This is a genomic window from Occallatibacter savannae, from assembly GCF_003131205.1.
GTDB classification, from domain to species: domain Bacteria; phylum Acidobacteriota; class Terriglobia; order Terriglobales; family Acidobacteriaceae; genus Telmatobacter; species Telmatobacter savannae.
Genome location: NZ_QFFY01000002.1, coordinates 467,944 through 482,852 on the forward strand (window position 1 = coordinate 467,944; position 14,909 = coordinate 482,852).

The window sequence follows — 14,909 nt, forward strand, 5'->3', positions numbered from 1 at the left end:
AGACCGGCGGGCGGGCTCGCATTGGGGCCCGGCTTTACGAGTGGAGCACACGAAAAAGGGCAGGCACCTTGATGGAGCCTGCCCCGATTGCGGTGAAGCGAGTTGGACTTCAGTTGATGGTCAGCGTGAAGGATGCGCCGGAGGTGAGTGCGGTGTTGGCGGAATCCGTGCCCGTGAAGGTGATGGTGTAGGTGCCTTTGGGCGGATCGGAGACCGTGCTCCCGCTGGTGCCTCCGCATGCTGAAAGAACGAGTCCAGCAGATGCGAGGGCGATCAAACAGGCAAGCTGGCGCAGCTTGCGCGAGGAGCGTCCGAGAAAACCTGCGAGAAGGAGGCCGGCGAAGGCGATCTCCGCGGGAAGAGGGCTGCGCTTTGCGGGGGGATGGGGTGCCGTCGCAAAGGCCTTGGCGTGTGGAAGGACTCTCAGGCCACGGCCCTTCACGACGCCGCCAGTGGTGGGGCTTCCCGAGCAGTCGGCGGCATTGGTGTCGATGGTGATCTGGCCGCTGACGGGAGAAGTGCCGGTCACGGATGCCGAGCCGTTGCTGTTCAAGCCGGTTCCAACTAGCACGCAGAGGTTCGTGAGGGCGGTGTCGTTTGATGTGGCGTAGGTGAAATTCACCGTTCCGGTATATCCGCCGGAAGGGGTAACGGTTAGGGTTTCGGCCTGCTGCGAGCCTCTCTTAATGGTGAGGGTGGCCGGAGAAAGCGCAACCTTAAAGGTGCCCTTTCCTGTAGTGGTTCCGCCCACGGTCAAGATGACGCTGCCGGTGGATGCTGCATGGGTTGCGTCTCCGGCGTACTGGGCAATGATGGTGTGCACACCCGCGGAAGCGAAGTTGGCATTGTAGGTTGCGGTGCCGTTGGCGCCGAGCGTTACGGATGTTTTGGAGCCACTGCTGCTGTAGGTTGTGCCGCCGCCATCGATGGAGAGGTTGACGGTTCCGGTTGGAGTGCCCTTACCCGAGGCTTCAACGACTGTGATGGTGATTGAGTCGTTGGTGCTTGTATTGGGCGATGTGGTAGCGGCTGCCAGGGTCGTTGTCGTGGCGAGGAGCGACTTGGTGTTGGCGGGCCAGGCGGTGATGAGGTTTGCGAGATCGACGGAGCCGAGGCCGGTCACCTGGTCATAGCCGGTACCTGCGGCGAAGCCACCTGTAGTTGTGCCGCAGTAGGTTGCGCCCGCGGTGCAGTTGTTGTTTCCGCTGGTGACATCGTGGAAACCAGAGCTGTAGGTCGAGGCGCTGGATGCGAGGGTGTATAGAGTTGAATTTGTCAGGCCTTGTCCGCCGGTCCAGCCCTGCTTCTGGTTGATGAGGGCGATCATGCCAGCAAAGATGGGAGCTGCGAAGCTGGTGCCGCCGGCGACGGTGAGGTAGTTGCCACCCGAAACGGAATCGCGGAAGCCGCTGCTGCAACTCGCGGCTTGAGCGGGGCCGGAAGAGCTTTGTCCGATCCAATCGGACTTGTCGCTGGTGCAGAAGAGATAGCCGGGCAGGTTGGGTGAGGAGTAGAGCGAGATGTCGGGCAGGTCGCGCTTGCCGTCGTTGGGGATACCGGCGACGCCCTTCTGCCAGGCAGGCTTGGTGAACAGGGCGCTGGCTCCGCCTCCGGAGGAGCTCAACCCGTACTGGGTCGAGTTGTCGTTCCAGGAGACCTCGGGGATGTAGCTTCTGACGGAGGTCAGGAGATCGGTGCCCGAGGTGCTGGTCCAGTAGGTCGATGAGGTGGCATTGGCGCTCGAGATCTCAGTGCCGCCTACGGCGGTGACGTAGGGGCTGCTGGCCGGATAGTTGACCGCGATCGCGTCCTGTTCAGTCTGAGTGAGGCCGTTCGTATCGCCGGAGCAGGCTGTTGAGCCCTGATCGCCGGACGACGCGACGATGGTCTGGCCCTGAGCCTGTGCCTGCTGGAAGACAGTCTCGAGGGAGAAGTTGCTCTTCTGGATGGCGGTTTCGCAGGCGCCGTAGCTGATGCTGATGATGTTGCCGATGCCTTCAACGATTGCGTACTGAAGGGAGTCGAAGGTGTTGAAGTTCGTATTGCTGCCGGTGTAGACGAAGTTGAGAGTCGCGCCTTTGGCGATCGCGCCGGACCACTCAAGATCGAGGTCGGACTCGCCCTCGTCGCCGGCGACCACGGTAGAGCTGCCGGATCCGGGAACGATGACCATCACAGGAGCCTTCGTGGGCAGACCCGCGGCAGCCTGGAAGTTCTCGATGTCCTTGGGATCAATTGCAGACTGGCCGACGACGGTAATTGACTGGCCCGTTCCATCGATGCCGGCGGTGTAGAGCGGCGCGACGTCGTAGGTGAGGGCGATGTCGCCCGGAGCGAAGAAGTTGTTGCCGGATTTGCCTGAGGTGAAGGCTGTCCGCGGCTTCACGTGCATAGGTCTCGGCCTGAAGCTGCTGAGATTCGTGACCGCCTGCACGGTGGGAGCGATGGCGGCGGGCATCGAAAGCTGGGTCGAGGGCGCAAAATGAGTGCCGGAACCAGCTTCGTAGTAGTGCAGTTCTGTCTGGAAGGCCTGTTCGAGCTGGCCCACGGTTCCAGAGAACCGGATCTCGTTGCGGCTGCGTGCGACCCGTTCGACGGCGAGACCCTGCTGCTCGAGCCAGGTCTGGACCTTGTCGAGGTCAGACTGCGCCATTCCGAACTGCGCGCCGAACTGCTCGGGGGTCAACCAGCGGTGGTATTGAGGGGATGAAGGATCCTGTTGAGCGGCGAGGAGCTTTTCGAGGGCTGCCTGTTGTTGGGCTGACCGGTTGAAGACGATGCTCACGCCGGTGAGTTTCGTGTTCGAGGGCATGCGGCCGGCGTCGAACTCCGCGGGGCTGGGCTGCAACTGTCCGCTCCTGAGAGGAGCCGTATCGGAGTTGTTGACTTCGTTTTGAATCCGGGTAGCGGGCCGCTGCGCGGCAATGCTGGTTGCGGCCAGGACGCAAGGCGCCAGCCATCCGAGTACACGAAATCTGCCTCGACCTGCAAACGGCTTTGAAAGCATATAGATCCTTGAGTGATTTATTTGAGACAAGACGTGAGCCCTTGTTTGAGGCCCATGCTCGAGTCACGCCAGTGTCATGCCGCCGGGGGACAGGTTTCGTGCGGGGAGGGGAGTTCTGGCGCCCGGGTGCAAACGTGGAGAATCAGCAGGCCGCCCGGCCGGGGCCGAGGAGATTCTGCTTCTCTCCTTAGACTCAAATCCGTCTACAAAGTTGTGTGGGGTGTTGGGGCTGCGGCTTCTACGCCGGGGATGTGGGAGGGCTGGTCAGCCGATAAAGGGAACGAGCTGCAGTGCGACGCCACCACCCTTGGGGGCGATGTACTTTTCAGCGCGGGCGGCGATGGTGAGTTTCTCAGATTCCAGAAGCTTGCGGATCTGGCCACGGGCGTGTTCGGCCCATGGTCCGCGTTTGTCGAGGCGAGCGTAGGCTTGCCAATGCCGGAGTGCGGCCCGTTTCTCTCCCTTGCGCTCGAAGGCCAAGGCAAGGTTGTAGTGGGCATCGGCGTAGCGCGGGGCCAGCTCTACGGCGCGCTGATATGCGGCAATGGATTCGTCGGGCCGGTCGAGTTCGTCGAGGACGTTGCCGAGATCGAAGAAGGCCAGAACGTACCCGGGGTCTTTGCGGGTTGCCGTCCGGTAGAGCTCCTCGGCGCGGGTGTATTGCTTCAGGTGGAAGTGAATTGTGCCGAGGTTGATGTATCCGGGAGCGTAGTCGGGGTCGAGCCGGAGCATCTCTTCGTAGATTGATATGGCTCTGTGTTTGTCTCCGGACTCTTCAGCCTGCACGGCAGTGACGAAGAGTTCCTGGATTCCGCGGGAGGCCTGGTCAACGCGGCGAAGGGGACGGACTGAAGTCCTGACCGTAGCATCGTTTTCGATGCGCTCGAAGTCGAACATGAGCTGGCGCCGGATGGGGTCCATCATCGCGCCATCGACTCTGAAGGCCAATCTGCTTCCGGAGCGCACGAGGGAAGCTTGCTGCAGAGGGTTCGATAGTCCGGCGACCGCCTGCATGGCGGTGATGGAGTGACGGATGGAGGCAGCGGAGACGTCTTCCTCGCGGAGCGAACGGAGGGTTCTCAGCTGGCCGAGGTCCTGAAACGTATAGGTTTCGCGAGGTGAGATGAGTCCTGCTTTTTCCCAGCCCTGCAACTGGCGGGAACTGATCTGCAAGATTCTCTGTACGTCCTGGCGGCTAAAGCTGGTCACTCTACGATGCTCCGGCGTTTTGGTACCCAGTCGGATTCAGGCTGCGAATTCGGTGCAGGTTTGGATTTCTACTCCTGCACTTGCCACTCGGATCAGCTGCGAAGAAACCGCTCTCTCGATCGCTCCCGTGGTGCGAGCCAGGTTCTGAGCCGGGCCAATGCATTCCCGCTCAGACATTTGCTTGCGTTCTACGGAAGAGACTGAACAGCTTGGATTATGCCAAGAATATGCGTGGATAAGGAGGGACGAAACACGCTTGTATTAAAAAGTGAGTGGATAACCGGTACCTGATTTGGTTCCATGCCGTTGTTAACGCATCACTTCCGGTGCATACAGGTTGCGGGGACTGTTGCAGGATCGTTGTTCTCGCGTCTCAGTTCCGTTTCGGAGCGGTTGGGGCGGGGTGTACCTCGAGCAGACCTGCGTTGCGTGTCTGTCAAGATAAACCGTTTTTGTGTTGATCCTGTTCCGTGCTAGATTACGGTCACTTCCGGACAACGAGCATTTCGCAGCATCAGACGGTGGCCAGGGCCATGAACGACGATAACCCCACCAGCGACGCCGGTCAGAGTCTTCGCGACCTGGCGAACTCTCTTCAAGAATCGCAACGCATCGCCGGTATCGGATCCTACGTGCTGGATCTGAAGACGATGTGCTGGTCCTCTTCCGATGTTCTGGATGAGATCTTCGGCATTGGTCCGGATCATCCGCGGACGGTGGCGGGTTGGCTCGCAATCATTCATCCGGACGACCGGGAGATGATGTCGGCACACCTCGACGGTGCGGTCCAATTTCGTTCCGGATTCGACAAGGAGTATCGGATCGATCGACGCCGCGATGGCGAGCACCGCTGGGTTCACGGGCGCGGCCGGTTTGAGTTCGACGAGCGTGGTCGGCCTGCCATCATGCGCGGAACGATCGAGGACATCACCGAACGGAAGCGCGTTGAGGCCGATCTTCGACAGAACGAGGAACTGCTGAATCTTTTCATTCAGCATGCTCCAGCAGCACTGGCGATGTTCGATCGAGACATGCGTTATATCGCAGTGAGCCGCAAATGGATCGACAGCTACGGCCTCGTGGGCCGCTCAATCATCGGAAGATCTCACTACGAGATCTTTCCGGAGATTCGCGCCGAGTGGGTGGCGTTGCATCGGCGGGCGCTTGGCGGGGAGACGCTGAAGAAAGAGGAGGATCGTTTCGAACGTGCGGATGGTTCGGTGCAGTGGCTTCGGTGGGAGATCCGGCCATGGCTGACGGGGACAGGGGTAATTGGCGGGATCGTTATCTTCACGGAAGACATTACGGCGCGAAGGCAATCGGAGGAGAGGCTGGAACTGGCGGCCAGCGTGTTCACGCATGCTTCAGAAGGGATTGTGATCGCCGATCGACAGGGCAAGATCCTCGACGTGAATGATGCGTTCACGCGCATCACGGGGTACAGCCGGGAAGAAGCAATCGGCCAGCCCACGAGCCTGCTGCGATCGGGTCGCCATGGGAGAGAGTTCTACGACAACATGTGGCGGGATCTCATCGACTCGGGCCAGTGGTCGGGTGAGATATGGAACAGAGCGAAGGATGGGAGGGTCTTCGCGGAAAAGCTGACGATCACCGCTGTGCGGGGAAAGGCCGGTGAGATCGAGCGCTATGTTGCGCTTTTCTCGGATATCACGGCGAATAAGGAGCACGAGCAGACGCTGCGGCGCATGGCCCAGTACGACATTCTTACTGGTCTGCCGAACCGATCGCTACTTCGTGACCGGCTGCATTATGCGATGCAGCAGACGGTGCGGCAAGGCGACGTGCTGGCGGTGGTGTGCATCGATCTGGACAATTTCAAGCACGTCAATGACGTTTACGGCCATGGCGCTGGAGATGAGATTCTCACCACCATCGCGCACCAGATGAAGCTTGCGATGGGGGAGAGTGACACGCTGTCGCGGCTGGGGGGCGATGAATTCATCGCGGTTCTCTTCGGTCTGGATAATCCGGATCAGAGCCTGCCGAAGATCAAGCGGCTGCTCGGAGTGGCCTCCCAGAGGGTGAATGTAAGCGGGGAAGCTCTGGACCTGTCTGCGAGCGCCGGTGTGGCTTTCTACCCCCAGGCAGAAGATGTGGATGCGGATCAACTGCTGAGACAGGCGGGCCAGGCTCTTTATCAGTCAAAGCTGCGAGGAAAGAATCAATTTCACGTCTTCGATTCCCGTCTCGATCTCTCCGTACGCGGCCATCATGAAGACCTGGAGCGCGTTCGCCGGGCATTGCGCGAGAACGAATTTCTTCTGTTCTATCAACCGAAGATGAACCTGGCGACCGGTGCGATCCATGGCGCTGAGGCTCTGATCCGGTGGCAACATCCCGAGCGCGGGCTGTTGCTGCCCTCACAGTTTCTTCCGGTTTTGGAGGGTCATCCGCTGGTGCTCGAGGTCGGCGAGTGGGTGATCAAGAGCGTACTGCAGCAGATCGAAATGTGGAAGGCGGGCGGACTCGACATACCGGTGAGCGTGAACATCTCTGCGCAGCAGCTGCAGCATCCGGGGTTCTCAGCAAGGCTGCACGAGATTTTGTCCGCGCATGACGGCGTGGACCCGTCGCGTCTCGAGATCGAGGTGCTGGAGAGCACCGCTGTGCAGGACATGGCGCAGGTGTCGCAGGTGATTCATGCCTGCGGGAAGCTGGGCGTCTCGTTTGCGCTGGATGACTTCGGTACGGGCTACTCTTCTCTCGCGTATCTGAAGCGCCTTCCGGTGGATGTCCTGAAGATCGATCAGACCTTCGTCCATGACATGCTGGACGATCCGGAGGACCTGACGATCGTGGAAGGAATGCTGGGGCTTGCGTCGGCGTTCCGTCGAGAGGCGATCGCTGAGGGTGTAGAGACAGTGGAGCAGGGGATCCTTCTTCTGAGGCTGGGGTGCAAGATCGCGCAGGGATTTGGGATTGCGGCTCCGATGCCGCCGGGCGATCTGCCGGGGTGGCTTGCGTCGTGGACTCCGGACCCGCAGTGGCTGAAGATTTCTGCTCTGGATCCGGCGGACAGGCCGCTGCTCTATGCCGGCGCCGAACACACGGCTTGGGTGAGCGCGATTGAGGCGTACCTGCATGGGACGCGCCGGGTAGCACCATCGATGGAAGAGACACAGTGCCGTCTTGGGGCATGGATGAGCGGCGAGAACCCAAGTGCGGCGGGGCGGATTTCTCTGTTTCGAGACGTTGCCGCTGTGCATGGGGCGCTGCATCGCTGCGGCGCGGAAATACTGCGCTGCAAGGATGGCGAATGCATGCAGGAGGCGCTGGATCGCGTGCCGGAGCTTCATCGCCTGCGCGACAACCTGACGGGTGAACTGCGTGCGCTGCTGCAGCGAGACTGAAGGCGCGGCCGACCGCTTACTTTCGTTCACGATGCGGCATTGACCAGAGTGTCCGGGGCTGTGGTGCCGGTCATACGTGGAGTGTTGTGGATCATCTATGATTGGTCCAATTTCAAAACATGCAGGGATCCGTGAAGAACTGGAAGAACTGGCTGCGGTGTGCAGGAACTTCGGTATTGGCCGCAGCGTTTGCGGCACTGAGCGGGTGCGGGGGCGGGAGCGGCGGTGGTTCGAACAACAATCCACCACCCCCGGTGACCACCTACGTCCTGACCGTGAATACGACCAATCCGACGACGGGGGTTGCGATCACGGTTGCGCCGGCGGATAACACTGGTGCGGGGAATGGCAGCGCGAGCTTCAGCCGGACTTACAACGCGGGCACATCGGTGACAATTACGGCTCCGGCGTCGGCAGGCGTGCACGCGTTCAGTGCGTGGTCGGGATGCACGACAGTGACTACGGTGACCTGCAAGGTGACGTTGAATGCGAACACAACGATCACAGCCGCCTACACGTCTCCTGCGATTACGGTCACACCGAATGCGGCCATCATCGGCACGCAGGTACAGTTCAAAGCGGCGCTCCCGGCGGGAGTAAGCGGAAACGTAACGTGGTCGGTTGCCGCGCCATCGGGAAGCGGCCTGAGTGCAGGGACGATCAGCAGCTCAGGGCTTTACAACACGCCGTATCCCGCTCCCGCCACGGTGACGGTGACCGCCACGAGCGTGCAGGACACGAGCGTGGTGGGGAGCGCGACGGTGACGCTTTCGCAACCGGCGGCATCGAGCGGCCCAGCTCTGTCAGTCGATGCGGGAAATGTGACGCATGCCATCAATCCTCTGATTTACGGGATGAACGCTTTTCAATTGGCGGGCACCGCGGCGAAGAGCGCGGGGATCACGGTGGATCGCTGGGGCGGCGATGCGACCTCCCGTTATAACTACCAGCTGGATGTGACGAGTTCCGCGAGCGACTGGTATTTCGAGAACCACACCGGCGCTACGGGTGTCCAGGACACAGGCGCGTTCAGTGCGCAGGTTCAGGCGGATCGCGCGATCGGAGCGAAGACCATTGGCACGGTGCCGGTGAATGGATGGGTGGCGAAGGATGGCAGCTCCTGCAGCTATCCAAAAAGTGTCTACCCGAATCAGGCCGCGGTTGATCCCTATGGAGGGGTCTGCGGAAACGGGATGTATCCGCAGGGCGTGAATGGCTGTACGAACTCGGGCGGCTGCAACATCACGGGAGTGGCGGCTACTGTGACGAGCACTGCTGTCGATGCGACGTGGACGGGAAATTGGGTGAAGTATCTGGTCAGCAAGTTCGGAACTGCCGCAAGCGGCGGGGTTGCTATCTACGACCTGGATAATGAGCCGAGCTGGTGGGATGCCGTGCATCGGGACGTTCATCCAGCGGCATTCACCTACGACGAGGTCACGAACAACGGGATTGCGCACGCCGCGGCGATCAAAGCGGCGGATCCGAGCGCCGAGGTCAGCGGTCCGGTGATGGACTACTGGTGGGCGTACTTCTATTCCAAGAAGGACATTGAAAACGGTTGGGGCAATGGGTCGCCGTGCTGGGCGCCATGGAGCAATCCGGTGGATCGCGATGCGCATGGAGGCGTGCCGCTGATCGAGTACTACCTGCAGCAATTCGCGGCTTACGAGAAGAACCACGGCACGCGGTTGCTGGACTATCTGGACCTGCACACGTACTTCGCGCCAAGCAACCTGGCGTTCTCGACGGGCGGAGATACGCAGACGCAAGAGGCGCGGCTGAATTCGACGCGTGTTTTCTGGGATGCGACGTATACCGATCCGAACTTCCAGCAGCCCAACTACCGGACGGATGCGAATTACACGCCGAACTGCAATCCGCCCGCCCAGGCTCCGCAGGTCATTCCGATGATGAAGAAGTGGGTGGCGGCGGATTATCCGGGTACGAAGCTCGCGATCACCGAGTACAACTGGGGCGGGCAGGAGAGTATCAGCGGCGCACTGGCGCAGGCGGACATTCTGGGTATCTTCGGCCGCGAGGGGCTGGACATCGGGACCCTGTGGGGAGCGCCTGATCCGGCAACGCAGGTACCGGGGTTGATGGCGTTTGAGGTATTCCGCAACTACGACGGAGCCGGTGCGACTTTTGGCAACGAGGCGGTGAGCTCGGCAAGCGTCGATCAGGGCAAGCTTTCGATCTACGGGTCTTTCAGGACCAAGGACAATGTTCTGGTTGTGGTGGTGATCAACAAGACGTACGGAGACCTGAACAGCAGCCTGAATCTGGGCAACTTCAATGCGAGCGGTCCGGCGCAGGTGTGGCTCTACAGTGCCGCAAATCTCAACGCGATCGTCTCCAAGCCGAGCGTGGCTGTCAGCGGGCCTACCGGGGGCGGAACGAGCAGTTCTCTGATGACGACGTTTCCTGCGCAGTCGATCACGATTCTCGCGATTCCGAAGGTCTGAGCTGAAATCGAGGCAGGCATGACGGCTGGTTCGAGGAATCAGCCGGGCGAGCTTCCATTGCCCGAACGAACGCTCAACGGTGTCTAAACCATCGAGGAGACTTGTGGGTTGGAGCGTGGTGGATCAGATGGAGCCGACGATCGGACTTGAACCGATGACCTGCTGATTACGAATCAGCTGCTCTACCAACTGAGCTACGTCGGCTGCTGGAACGCACACGAAATGCGCCGCTAACAGCGTCTCATCTGATTGTATCGTTGCGCAGTTGTTCGGTAAAGCGGGGTGGAGGGAGGCAGCCAATCCTGTGCTGTTCGCGTCCTTTCAAGGGTAGGTCCCCGAGCAGGTATGGTGCTGCAGTAGAGAGGAGCCATCGATTCGATGATGAACATCACCCTTCAGCTCTCTTTCAGAATCGCCCTGGTGTGGGCGGCCGGGTTTCTGATTGCAGTGGCTGTGCAGGCTCTCTTGCCCGATCAGGCGGGGATCAATCTAACGGGAAAGGACAGCGTTCTGTTCATTCCGTTCAGCCGGATGGGGTTCTGGACGTGTGTGCTCGCAGCACTGATTGTGACTGCCCTGGTGGTTGGGCGCGCCATGCTCGCGGATATCGGATGGAACACGTTTCGCTAGAGCGGCTTGGTTTCGGGCCGGGAAAGGCTTCAGCCTTTGCGGCGGTAGAGGATCTGGAACTCGTAGCCGGGGTTGGGCGGGAAGAGGCTGGCTACGTGCCGGAGGCGTTCTGCGAGCGCCGGAGCGGCGAGAAGAGGGTACTCGCGCTCTCTGAGGTCGTGGTAATCGAAGTCGACGGCGAGCGAGAGCATGTAGATGGCGAGAGCGTCTGAGAAAGACGCGTCGTAGAACGTGCTGCGGGCCCGCTCGTCGATTGTCTTTCGACCATTGATGTCCTGTGCGCGACGGCGTGACTCCCAGGCGTCCTGGCTGGTTTCCCCGCGGACCTGGGCATCGGCCTGCGACCAGACGAGCTGCGAGAAGCTTTCAGGCACACCGGCTACGTCGACGAAGTTGTGAGCGACGTTGATGAAGAACTCAAAGGCGAGGCCAAAGCGGTCTTCGACAAGGCGCGTGGAGAGGAAGACGGCTTCGGTGGTTCCGAACGAAGCGTTGCGATGACATACGGCGCGGTCGCCGAGCTCGACGGTGTACGAGGGAGCTACCAGCGTTTCGCCGGTGTCGGCGATGGCCAGGGGCACGAAGTAGTACGCGCGATTCTTGAGGGCCGGAGTCATCGCAGATGGAACTGCGGCGACAAGGCGCTCGAGGTCGGTGTCGCCCATGCGCGTCTCGCCCCAGGGCGCATACCCCAGCCCGTTGGGCGCGCGAACGATGAGCGCTTTCGCCGCGACCCTTTCAGCAGGCCATAGTTCGATTTGCGCGCTGCTTGGCATAAAACTGTATTCTAGACGAGAGAGGTCCCTTCCACGATGCAATCCATCCACACCCAGCGCCATCATGGCGGAACCGTTCTGGGCTTTCCGTTGGAGGGGTTCAGTCTGTTCCAGAGCCTGCTGCTCTCTTTTGCGTCGGCGTTCTTTACGTTTTTCCTGACGACCATGCTGGCCATCTTCGGCTTGCTGGCGTGGAACATTGGCGGGCACCATACGGTGAACTACGCGGATAGCTATCTGTACGTCGGATTGCCGGCGGGATTGATCGTTCTGCTTATCGCACTGCCGCTCTTTGCGACCCTGTGGGTGCGGGCCAAGATCCGCAAGTAGAGCCGGTCGACGGCGGTTCTCCATAGCTGTCCGGGAATGGTGACACGGGACACTGCGCACAGTGCTGTCCGTGAGAAGATTTCCGAGCCGGACGAGCCTGAACGATGAAACACACGCAAGCAGTGGGGCCAAATCACGCGGTGAAAGGCGTCAAGCCCTCCAATGGGCCGCTGTCGCCTGATGAGTTTGTGCGCGCGGTTTCGAGGGTGCTGGTTCCGATAAGCGACCCGGCGCTTCGGCCGTGGATGCAGGCGTACATGAAGGGCCAGTTCGAGTTTCTCGGGATCAAGACGCCGGTCCGCAGGAAAGCCGTGGCCGAGCTGGCACGTATGCAGAGAGGCGCGACTGCAAAGGATCTGATTCGCGCGGCGCGGATTTTGTGGGCGCTGCCGGAACGGGAGTATCAGTATGTCGCCGTTGACCTGCTCGCCAAGCATATTGAGAAATTGAGCCCGAGGGAATTGCCAGCGGTGTTCAAGCTCGTGCGGCTGAAGTCATGGTGGGATACGGTCGATGCGCTGGCTGCCGGTGTGATTGGTAAAGTTGTGCGGAATGCGCGCGCAGAGAATCCTGAGGTACAGACCGAGATGGATAAGGCGCTCCGGTCTTCGGATTTCTGGGTGCGCCGGGTTGCGATCCTCCATCAACTCGGGTGGCGGGGGCAGACGGATGCGGGGCGGCTGTTTGCGTACGCTCTCGCGTGCGGACACGAGAAGGAATTCTTCATTCGCAAGGCGATCGGATGGGCTCTGCGTGACTATGCGCGGCATGCGCCGGCGGAGGTTCGGGATTTCGTTCGGGCGAATGGTGACAAGCTGTCGGCGTTGACGGTGCGTGAGGCTGCGAAGCATTTGTAGAGCTTCGTACAGGACTGCATGGATTTTGCTCCAGCAGAACCCGTCCCTCAGTGGCTAAAGCCCGGATCAATCAGGCAGTTTAGCGGCACGGATAAATCCGTGCCCTTTCAAAACCATGTTGAACCCAGCTTTGAAGTCGGCCTTTATCGAGAAGCCGTTCGCTATCGTTTGTTGAGACGGAGGGATTCCCAGCTGGCGTCGGAACTCCAGCCGCCGTCGACGGTGAGGGTGTGGCCGTTGACGAAACTGCTCTGCGCGTCGTCGGCGAGGAAGGCGATGGCGCGGGCGACGTCATCGGGGGTAGCGAATCTTCCCATCGGGACGCGCTGGGTGATGTCGGCATCGCTGTAGGTTCCGCGGGCCTGGTCGGCGGCGTCCATTTCAGTCTTCACCCAGCCGGGGCAGACGGCGTTGACGCGAACGCCGCGGCCGCCCCACTCGGCGGCGAGAGTGCGCGTCAGACCGACGAGGCCATGCTTCGATGCGTTGTAGGCGGCGCGATCGGAGACGCCGAGAAGGCCGGCGATGGAGGCGACGTTCACGATAGATCCACTGCGGGCGGCCAACATGATGCGGCCGAAGGTTCGTGCCAGGAGGAAGGGCGCGACGAGGTTTACTTCCATGACACGGCGGTATTCGGCGGCAGTGGTGTCTTCGGCGGGACGAATGAGGCTGATGCCGGCGTTGTTGACGAGAACATCGACGCGTCCGAAGCGCTGGAGTACTTGATGAGCGAAGTCGTCGACGATCTCTTCGCGGCAGATGTCACCGGTGAAGGAGAGGACTTCGCCGCCGCTGTGCTTGATCGCCTGCACCGTGGCGGTGGGTTCCTGGAGGTCGATGATGGCGATGGAGAAGCCGCGTTCGGTGAGGAGTTCGGATGTGCAGCGACCGATGCCCTGGGCTCCGCCGGTGATGACTGCAACTCGTTTGTCGCTGGTGATGCTTTGCTTCGGATCCATTCTGAAAGCAAGATTAGCAAGTCCGAAGAAGTTGTGATGCAAAAGGAGAACGGCCGCCCCTCATAGGGACGGCCGTCGCGGACTGAATCGTGTCCTGGTGAGTTACAAGCCTGCGGGCTTGGGATTCGCGGGATCGAACTTGGCGACCTGAATCTTCTTGGCGAGGCCGAGCTTGGAGAGGATCCAGATGCCCCAGAAGTTCGGGTCGAGCTCGTACCACCTGAGGCCATGACGAGCCGAAACCGGATGGGCGTGGTGGTTGTTGTGCCATCCTTCGCCGCCGGTGAGCAGCGCAACCCACCAGCTGTTGCGGGAGTCGTCGCGAGTTTCAAAGCGGCGGCTGCCCCAGAGGTGCGTGGCGGAGTTGACGAGCCATGTGGCGTGGAGGCCAAGCGTGACGCGAAGGAAGACGCCCCAGAGAACCATACCGAGCGCGCTCTTCCATCCGCCCATGTTCCAGCCAAGTGCAACCAGGCCGAGGCCGCTGAGGGTGATGGGGAGCCAGTGATATTTGCTGAGCCAGACGTGGAACTTGTCGCGATAGAGATCGGGGCAGTAGCGCTTAAGAACGCTGGTCTGCGAGTGAAGCGCTTCACCGAAGAGGATCCAGCCGGTGTGGGCCCACCATCCGCCTTCGCGGGGGGTGTGGGGATCGCCTTCATGATCGCTGAGCTGGTGGTGGATGCGGTGGGTGGCTACCCAGAAGAGCGGGCCGCCTTCGAGCGACATGGTGGCGCAAACGGCCATGATGTACTCGATCCACTTGGGGGTCTGGTAGCCGCGATGGGTCAGCAGCCGGTGATAGCACATGCCGATGCCCACGTTGATGGCGAGGACGTAGAGGATCGCCATGACCGCGAGGCGCGACCAGCTAAAGAAGAAGAAGGCGGCAAGGGCGCCGGCGTGGAAGATGATCACCGTGACGAGCGTGATCCAGTTGAGACCCTCTTTGGTGGTGGCCGCGCGGCCCAGACGGACGAGGTCGCGAGCGGCTACGTCGTGAGCAGCCTTCGGTGCGGTGTCGTGCGTCTTCGTGATCTGTTCAGTTGAGGGTTGGGTCGAGCGGTCGGGGGATGGTGCGGTCAAAACTGACGCCATTCGTTACTAAATCCTTTGAAGAGGGTGCTTGCGGCAGAACCAGAGAGGGGTAACGTGTCAGCCTTTCGGCGGGCCGCCGCTACCCGGTGATCATGCTCTGTTGATAGAAAGAATCGAGAATGAGCCGAATGGTTGCGTCGACTTCAGTTGTAGGCCTTGAAGTGGAATCTCTCTGAAATCTGCAGCTGTTACTGCCACTTT

10 protein-coding genes and 1 tRNA gene are annotated in these 14,909 nt (G+C 60.7%); 5 read left to right on the forward strand and 6 right to left on the reverse strand.

Annotated elements, in window-relative coordinates; all coding sequences use genetic code 11:
- Positions 1-109: 109 nt before the first annotated feature.
- Both DHV10_RS09430 and DHV10_RS09435 read right to left on the reverse strand, forming a co-directional pair.
- Complete coding sequence (locus DHV10_RS09430; protein WP_109486098.1) at positions 110-3,007, reverse strand: protease pro-enzyme activation domain-containing protein; 2,898 nt, start codon at positions 3,005-3,007, stop codon at positions 110-112.
- Positions 3,008-3,271: 264 nt separating this feature from the next.
- On the reverse strand, positions 3,272-4,216 hold the full coding sequence (locus DHV10_RS09435; RefSeq protein WP_109486099.1) for a tetratricopeptide repeat protein: 945 nt from the start codon (positions 4,214-4,216) through the stop codon (positions 3,272-3,274).
- Positions 4,217-4,749: 533 nt separating this feature from the next.
- Between DHV10_RS09435 and DHV10_RS09440 the strand changes: the two genes are divergently transcribed.
- Complete coding sequence (locus DHV10_RS09440) at positions 4,750-7,587, forward strand: EAL domain-containing protein (RefSeq protein WP_109486100.1); 2,838 nt, start codon at positions 4,750-4,752, stop codon at positions 7,585-7,587.
- Positions 7,588-7,718: 131 nt separating this feature from the next.
- On the forward strand, positions 7,719-10,055 hold the full coding sequence (locus DHV10_RS09445) for a glycoside hydrolase family 44 protein (RefSeq protein ID WP_162601375.1): 2,337 nt from the start codon (positions 7,719-7,721) through the stop codon (positions 10,053-10,055).
- 128 nt (positions 10,056-10,183) lie between these two features.
- On the opposite strand, the gene DHV10_RS09450 is transcribed toward DHV10_RS09445, so the two are convergent.
- Positions 10,184-10,259: transfer RNA gene (locus tag DHV10_RS09450), tRNA-Thr, on the reverse strand.
- A gap of 174 nt (positions 10,260-10,433) precedes the next feature.
- On the opposite strand from DHV10_RS09450, the gene DHV10_RS09455 reads away from it, so the two are divergent.
- Complete coding sequence (locus tag DHV10_RS09455) at positions 10,434-10,685, forward strand: hypothetical protein (RefSeq protein WP_109486102.1); 252 nt, start codon at positions 10,434-10,436, stop codon at positions 10,683-10,685.
- A 29-nt stretch (positions 10,686-10,714) separates the two neighbouring features.
- Here the strand turns inward: DHV10_RS09455 and DHV10_RS09460 are convergent, their stop codons facing one another.
- Positions 10,715-11,461 (reverse strand): hypothetical protein, encoded by a 747-nt coding sequence (locus DHV10_RS09460; protein WP_109486103.1) that lies wholly within the window; start codon positions 11,459-11,461, stop codon positions 10,715-10,717.
- A gap of 36 nt (positions 11,462-11,497) precedes the next feature.
- Here DHV10_RS09460 and DHV10_RS09465 point away from each other — a divergent pair, with 36 nt between their 5' ends.
- Both DHV10_RS09465 and DHV10_RS09470 read left to right on the forward strand, forming a co-directional pair.
- Positions 11,498-11,791: a hypothetical protein gene (locus DHV10_RS09465; RefSeq protein WP_109486104.1), complete on the forward strand. Its 294-nt coding sequence runs from the start codon at positions 11,498-11,500 to the stop codon at positions 11,789-11,791.
- Between the two features lie 104 nt (positions 11,792-11,895).
- Positions 11,896-12,648 (forward strand): DNA alkylation repair protein, encoded by a 753-nt coding sequence (locus DHV10_RS09470; RefSeq protein WP_109486105.1) that lies wholly within the window; start codon positions 11,896-11,898, stop codon positions 12,646-12,648.
- 161 nt (positions 12,649-12,809) lie between these two features.
- On the opposite strand, the gene DHV10_RS09475 is transcribed toward DHV10_RS09470, so the two are convergent.
- Complete coding sequence (locus DHV10_RS09475) at positions 12,810-13,610, reverse strand: SDR family NAD(P)-dependent oxidoreductase (RefSeq protein WP_109486519.1); 801 nt, start codon at positions 13,608-13,610, stop codon at positions 12,810-12,812.
- 102 nt (positions 13,611-13,712) lie between these two features.
- Positions 13,713-14,708 carry an acyl-CoA desaturase gene (locus DHV10_RS09480; RefSeq protein WP_109486106.1) on the reverse strand — a complete coding sequence of 332 codons (996 nt, stop codon included), beginning with the start codon at positions 14,706-14,708 and terminating at the stop codon, positions 13,713-13,715.
- Positions 14,709-14,909 lie beyond the last annotated feature (201 nt).

Excerpts from the sequence above, each read along its gene's own strand:
- DHV10_RS09430 (WP_109486098.1), bottom strand. The coding sequence starts at position 3,007 with ATGCTTTCAAAGCCGTTTGCAGGTCGAGGCAGATTTCGTGTACTCGGA.
- DHV10_RS09440 (WP_109486100.1), top strand. The coding sequence starts at position 4,750 with ATGAACGACGATAACCCCACCAGCGACGCCGGTCAGAGTCTTCGCGAC.
- DHV10_RS09455 (WP_109486102.1), top strand. The coding sequence starts at position 10,434 with ATGATGAACATCACCCTTCAGCTCTCTTTCAGAATCGCCCTGGTGTGG.
- DHV10_RS09460 (WP_109486103.1), bottom strand. The coding sequence starts at position 11,461 with ATGCCAAGCAGCGCGCAAATCGAACTATGGCCTGCTGAAAGGGTCGCG.
- DHV10_RS09465 (WP_109486104.1), top strand. The coding sequence starts at position 11,498 with ATGCAATCCATCCACACCCAGCGCCATCATGGCGGAACCGTTCTGGGC.
- DHV10_RS09470 (WP_109486105.1), top strand. The coding sequence starts at position 11,896 with ATGAAACACACGCAAGCAGTGGGGCCAAATCACGCGGTGAAAGGCGTC.
- DHV10_RS09475 (WP_109486519.1), bottom strand. The coding sequence starts at position 13,610 with ATGGATCCGAAGCAAAGCATCACCAGCGACAAACGAGTTGCAGTCATC.
- DHV10_RS09480 (WP_109486106.1), bottom strand. The coding sequence starts at position 14,708 with ATGGCGTCAGTTTTGACCGCACCATCCCCCGACCGCTCGACCCAACCC.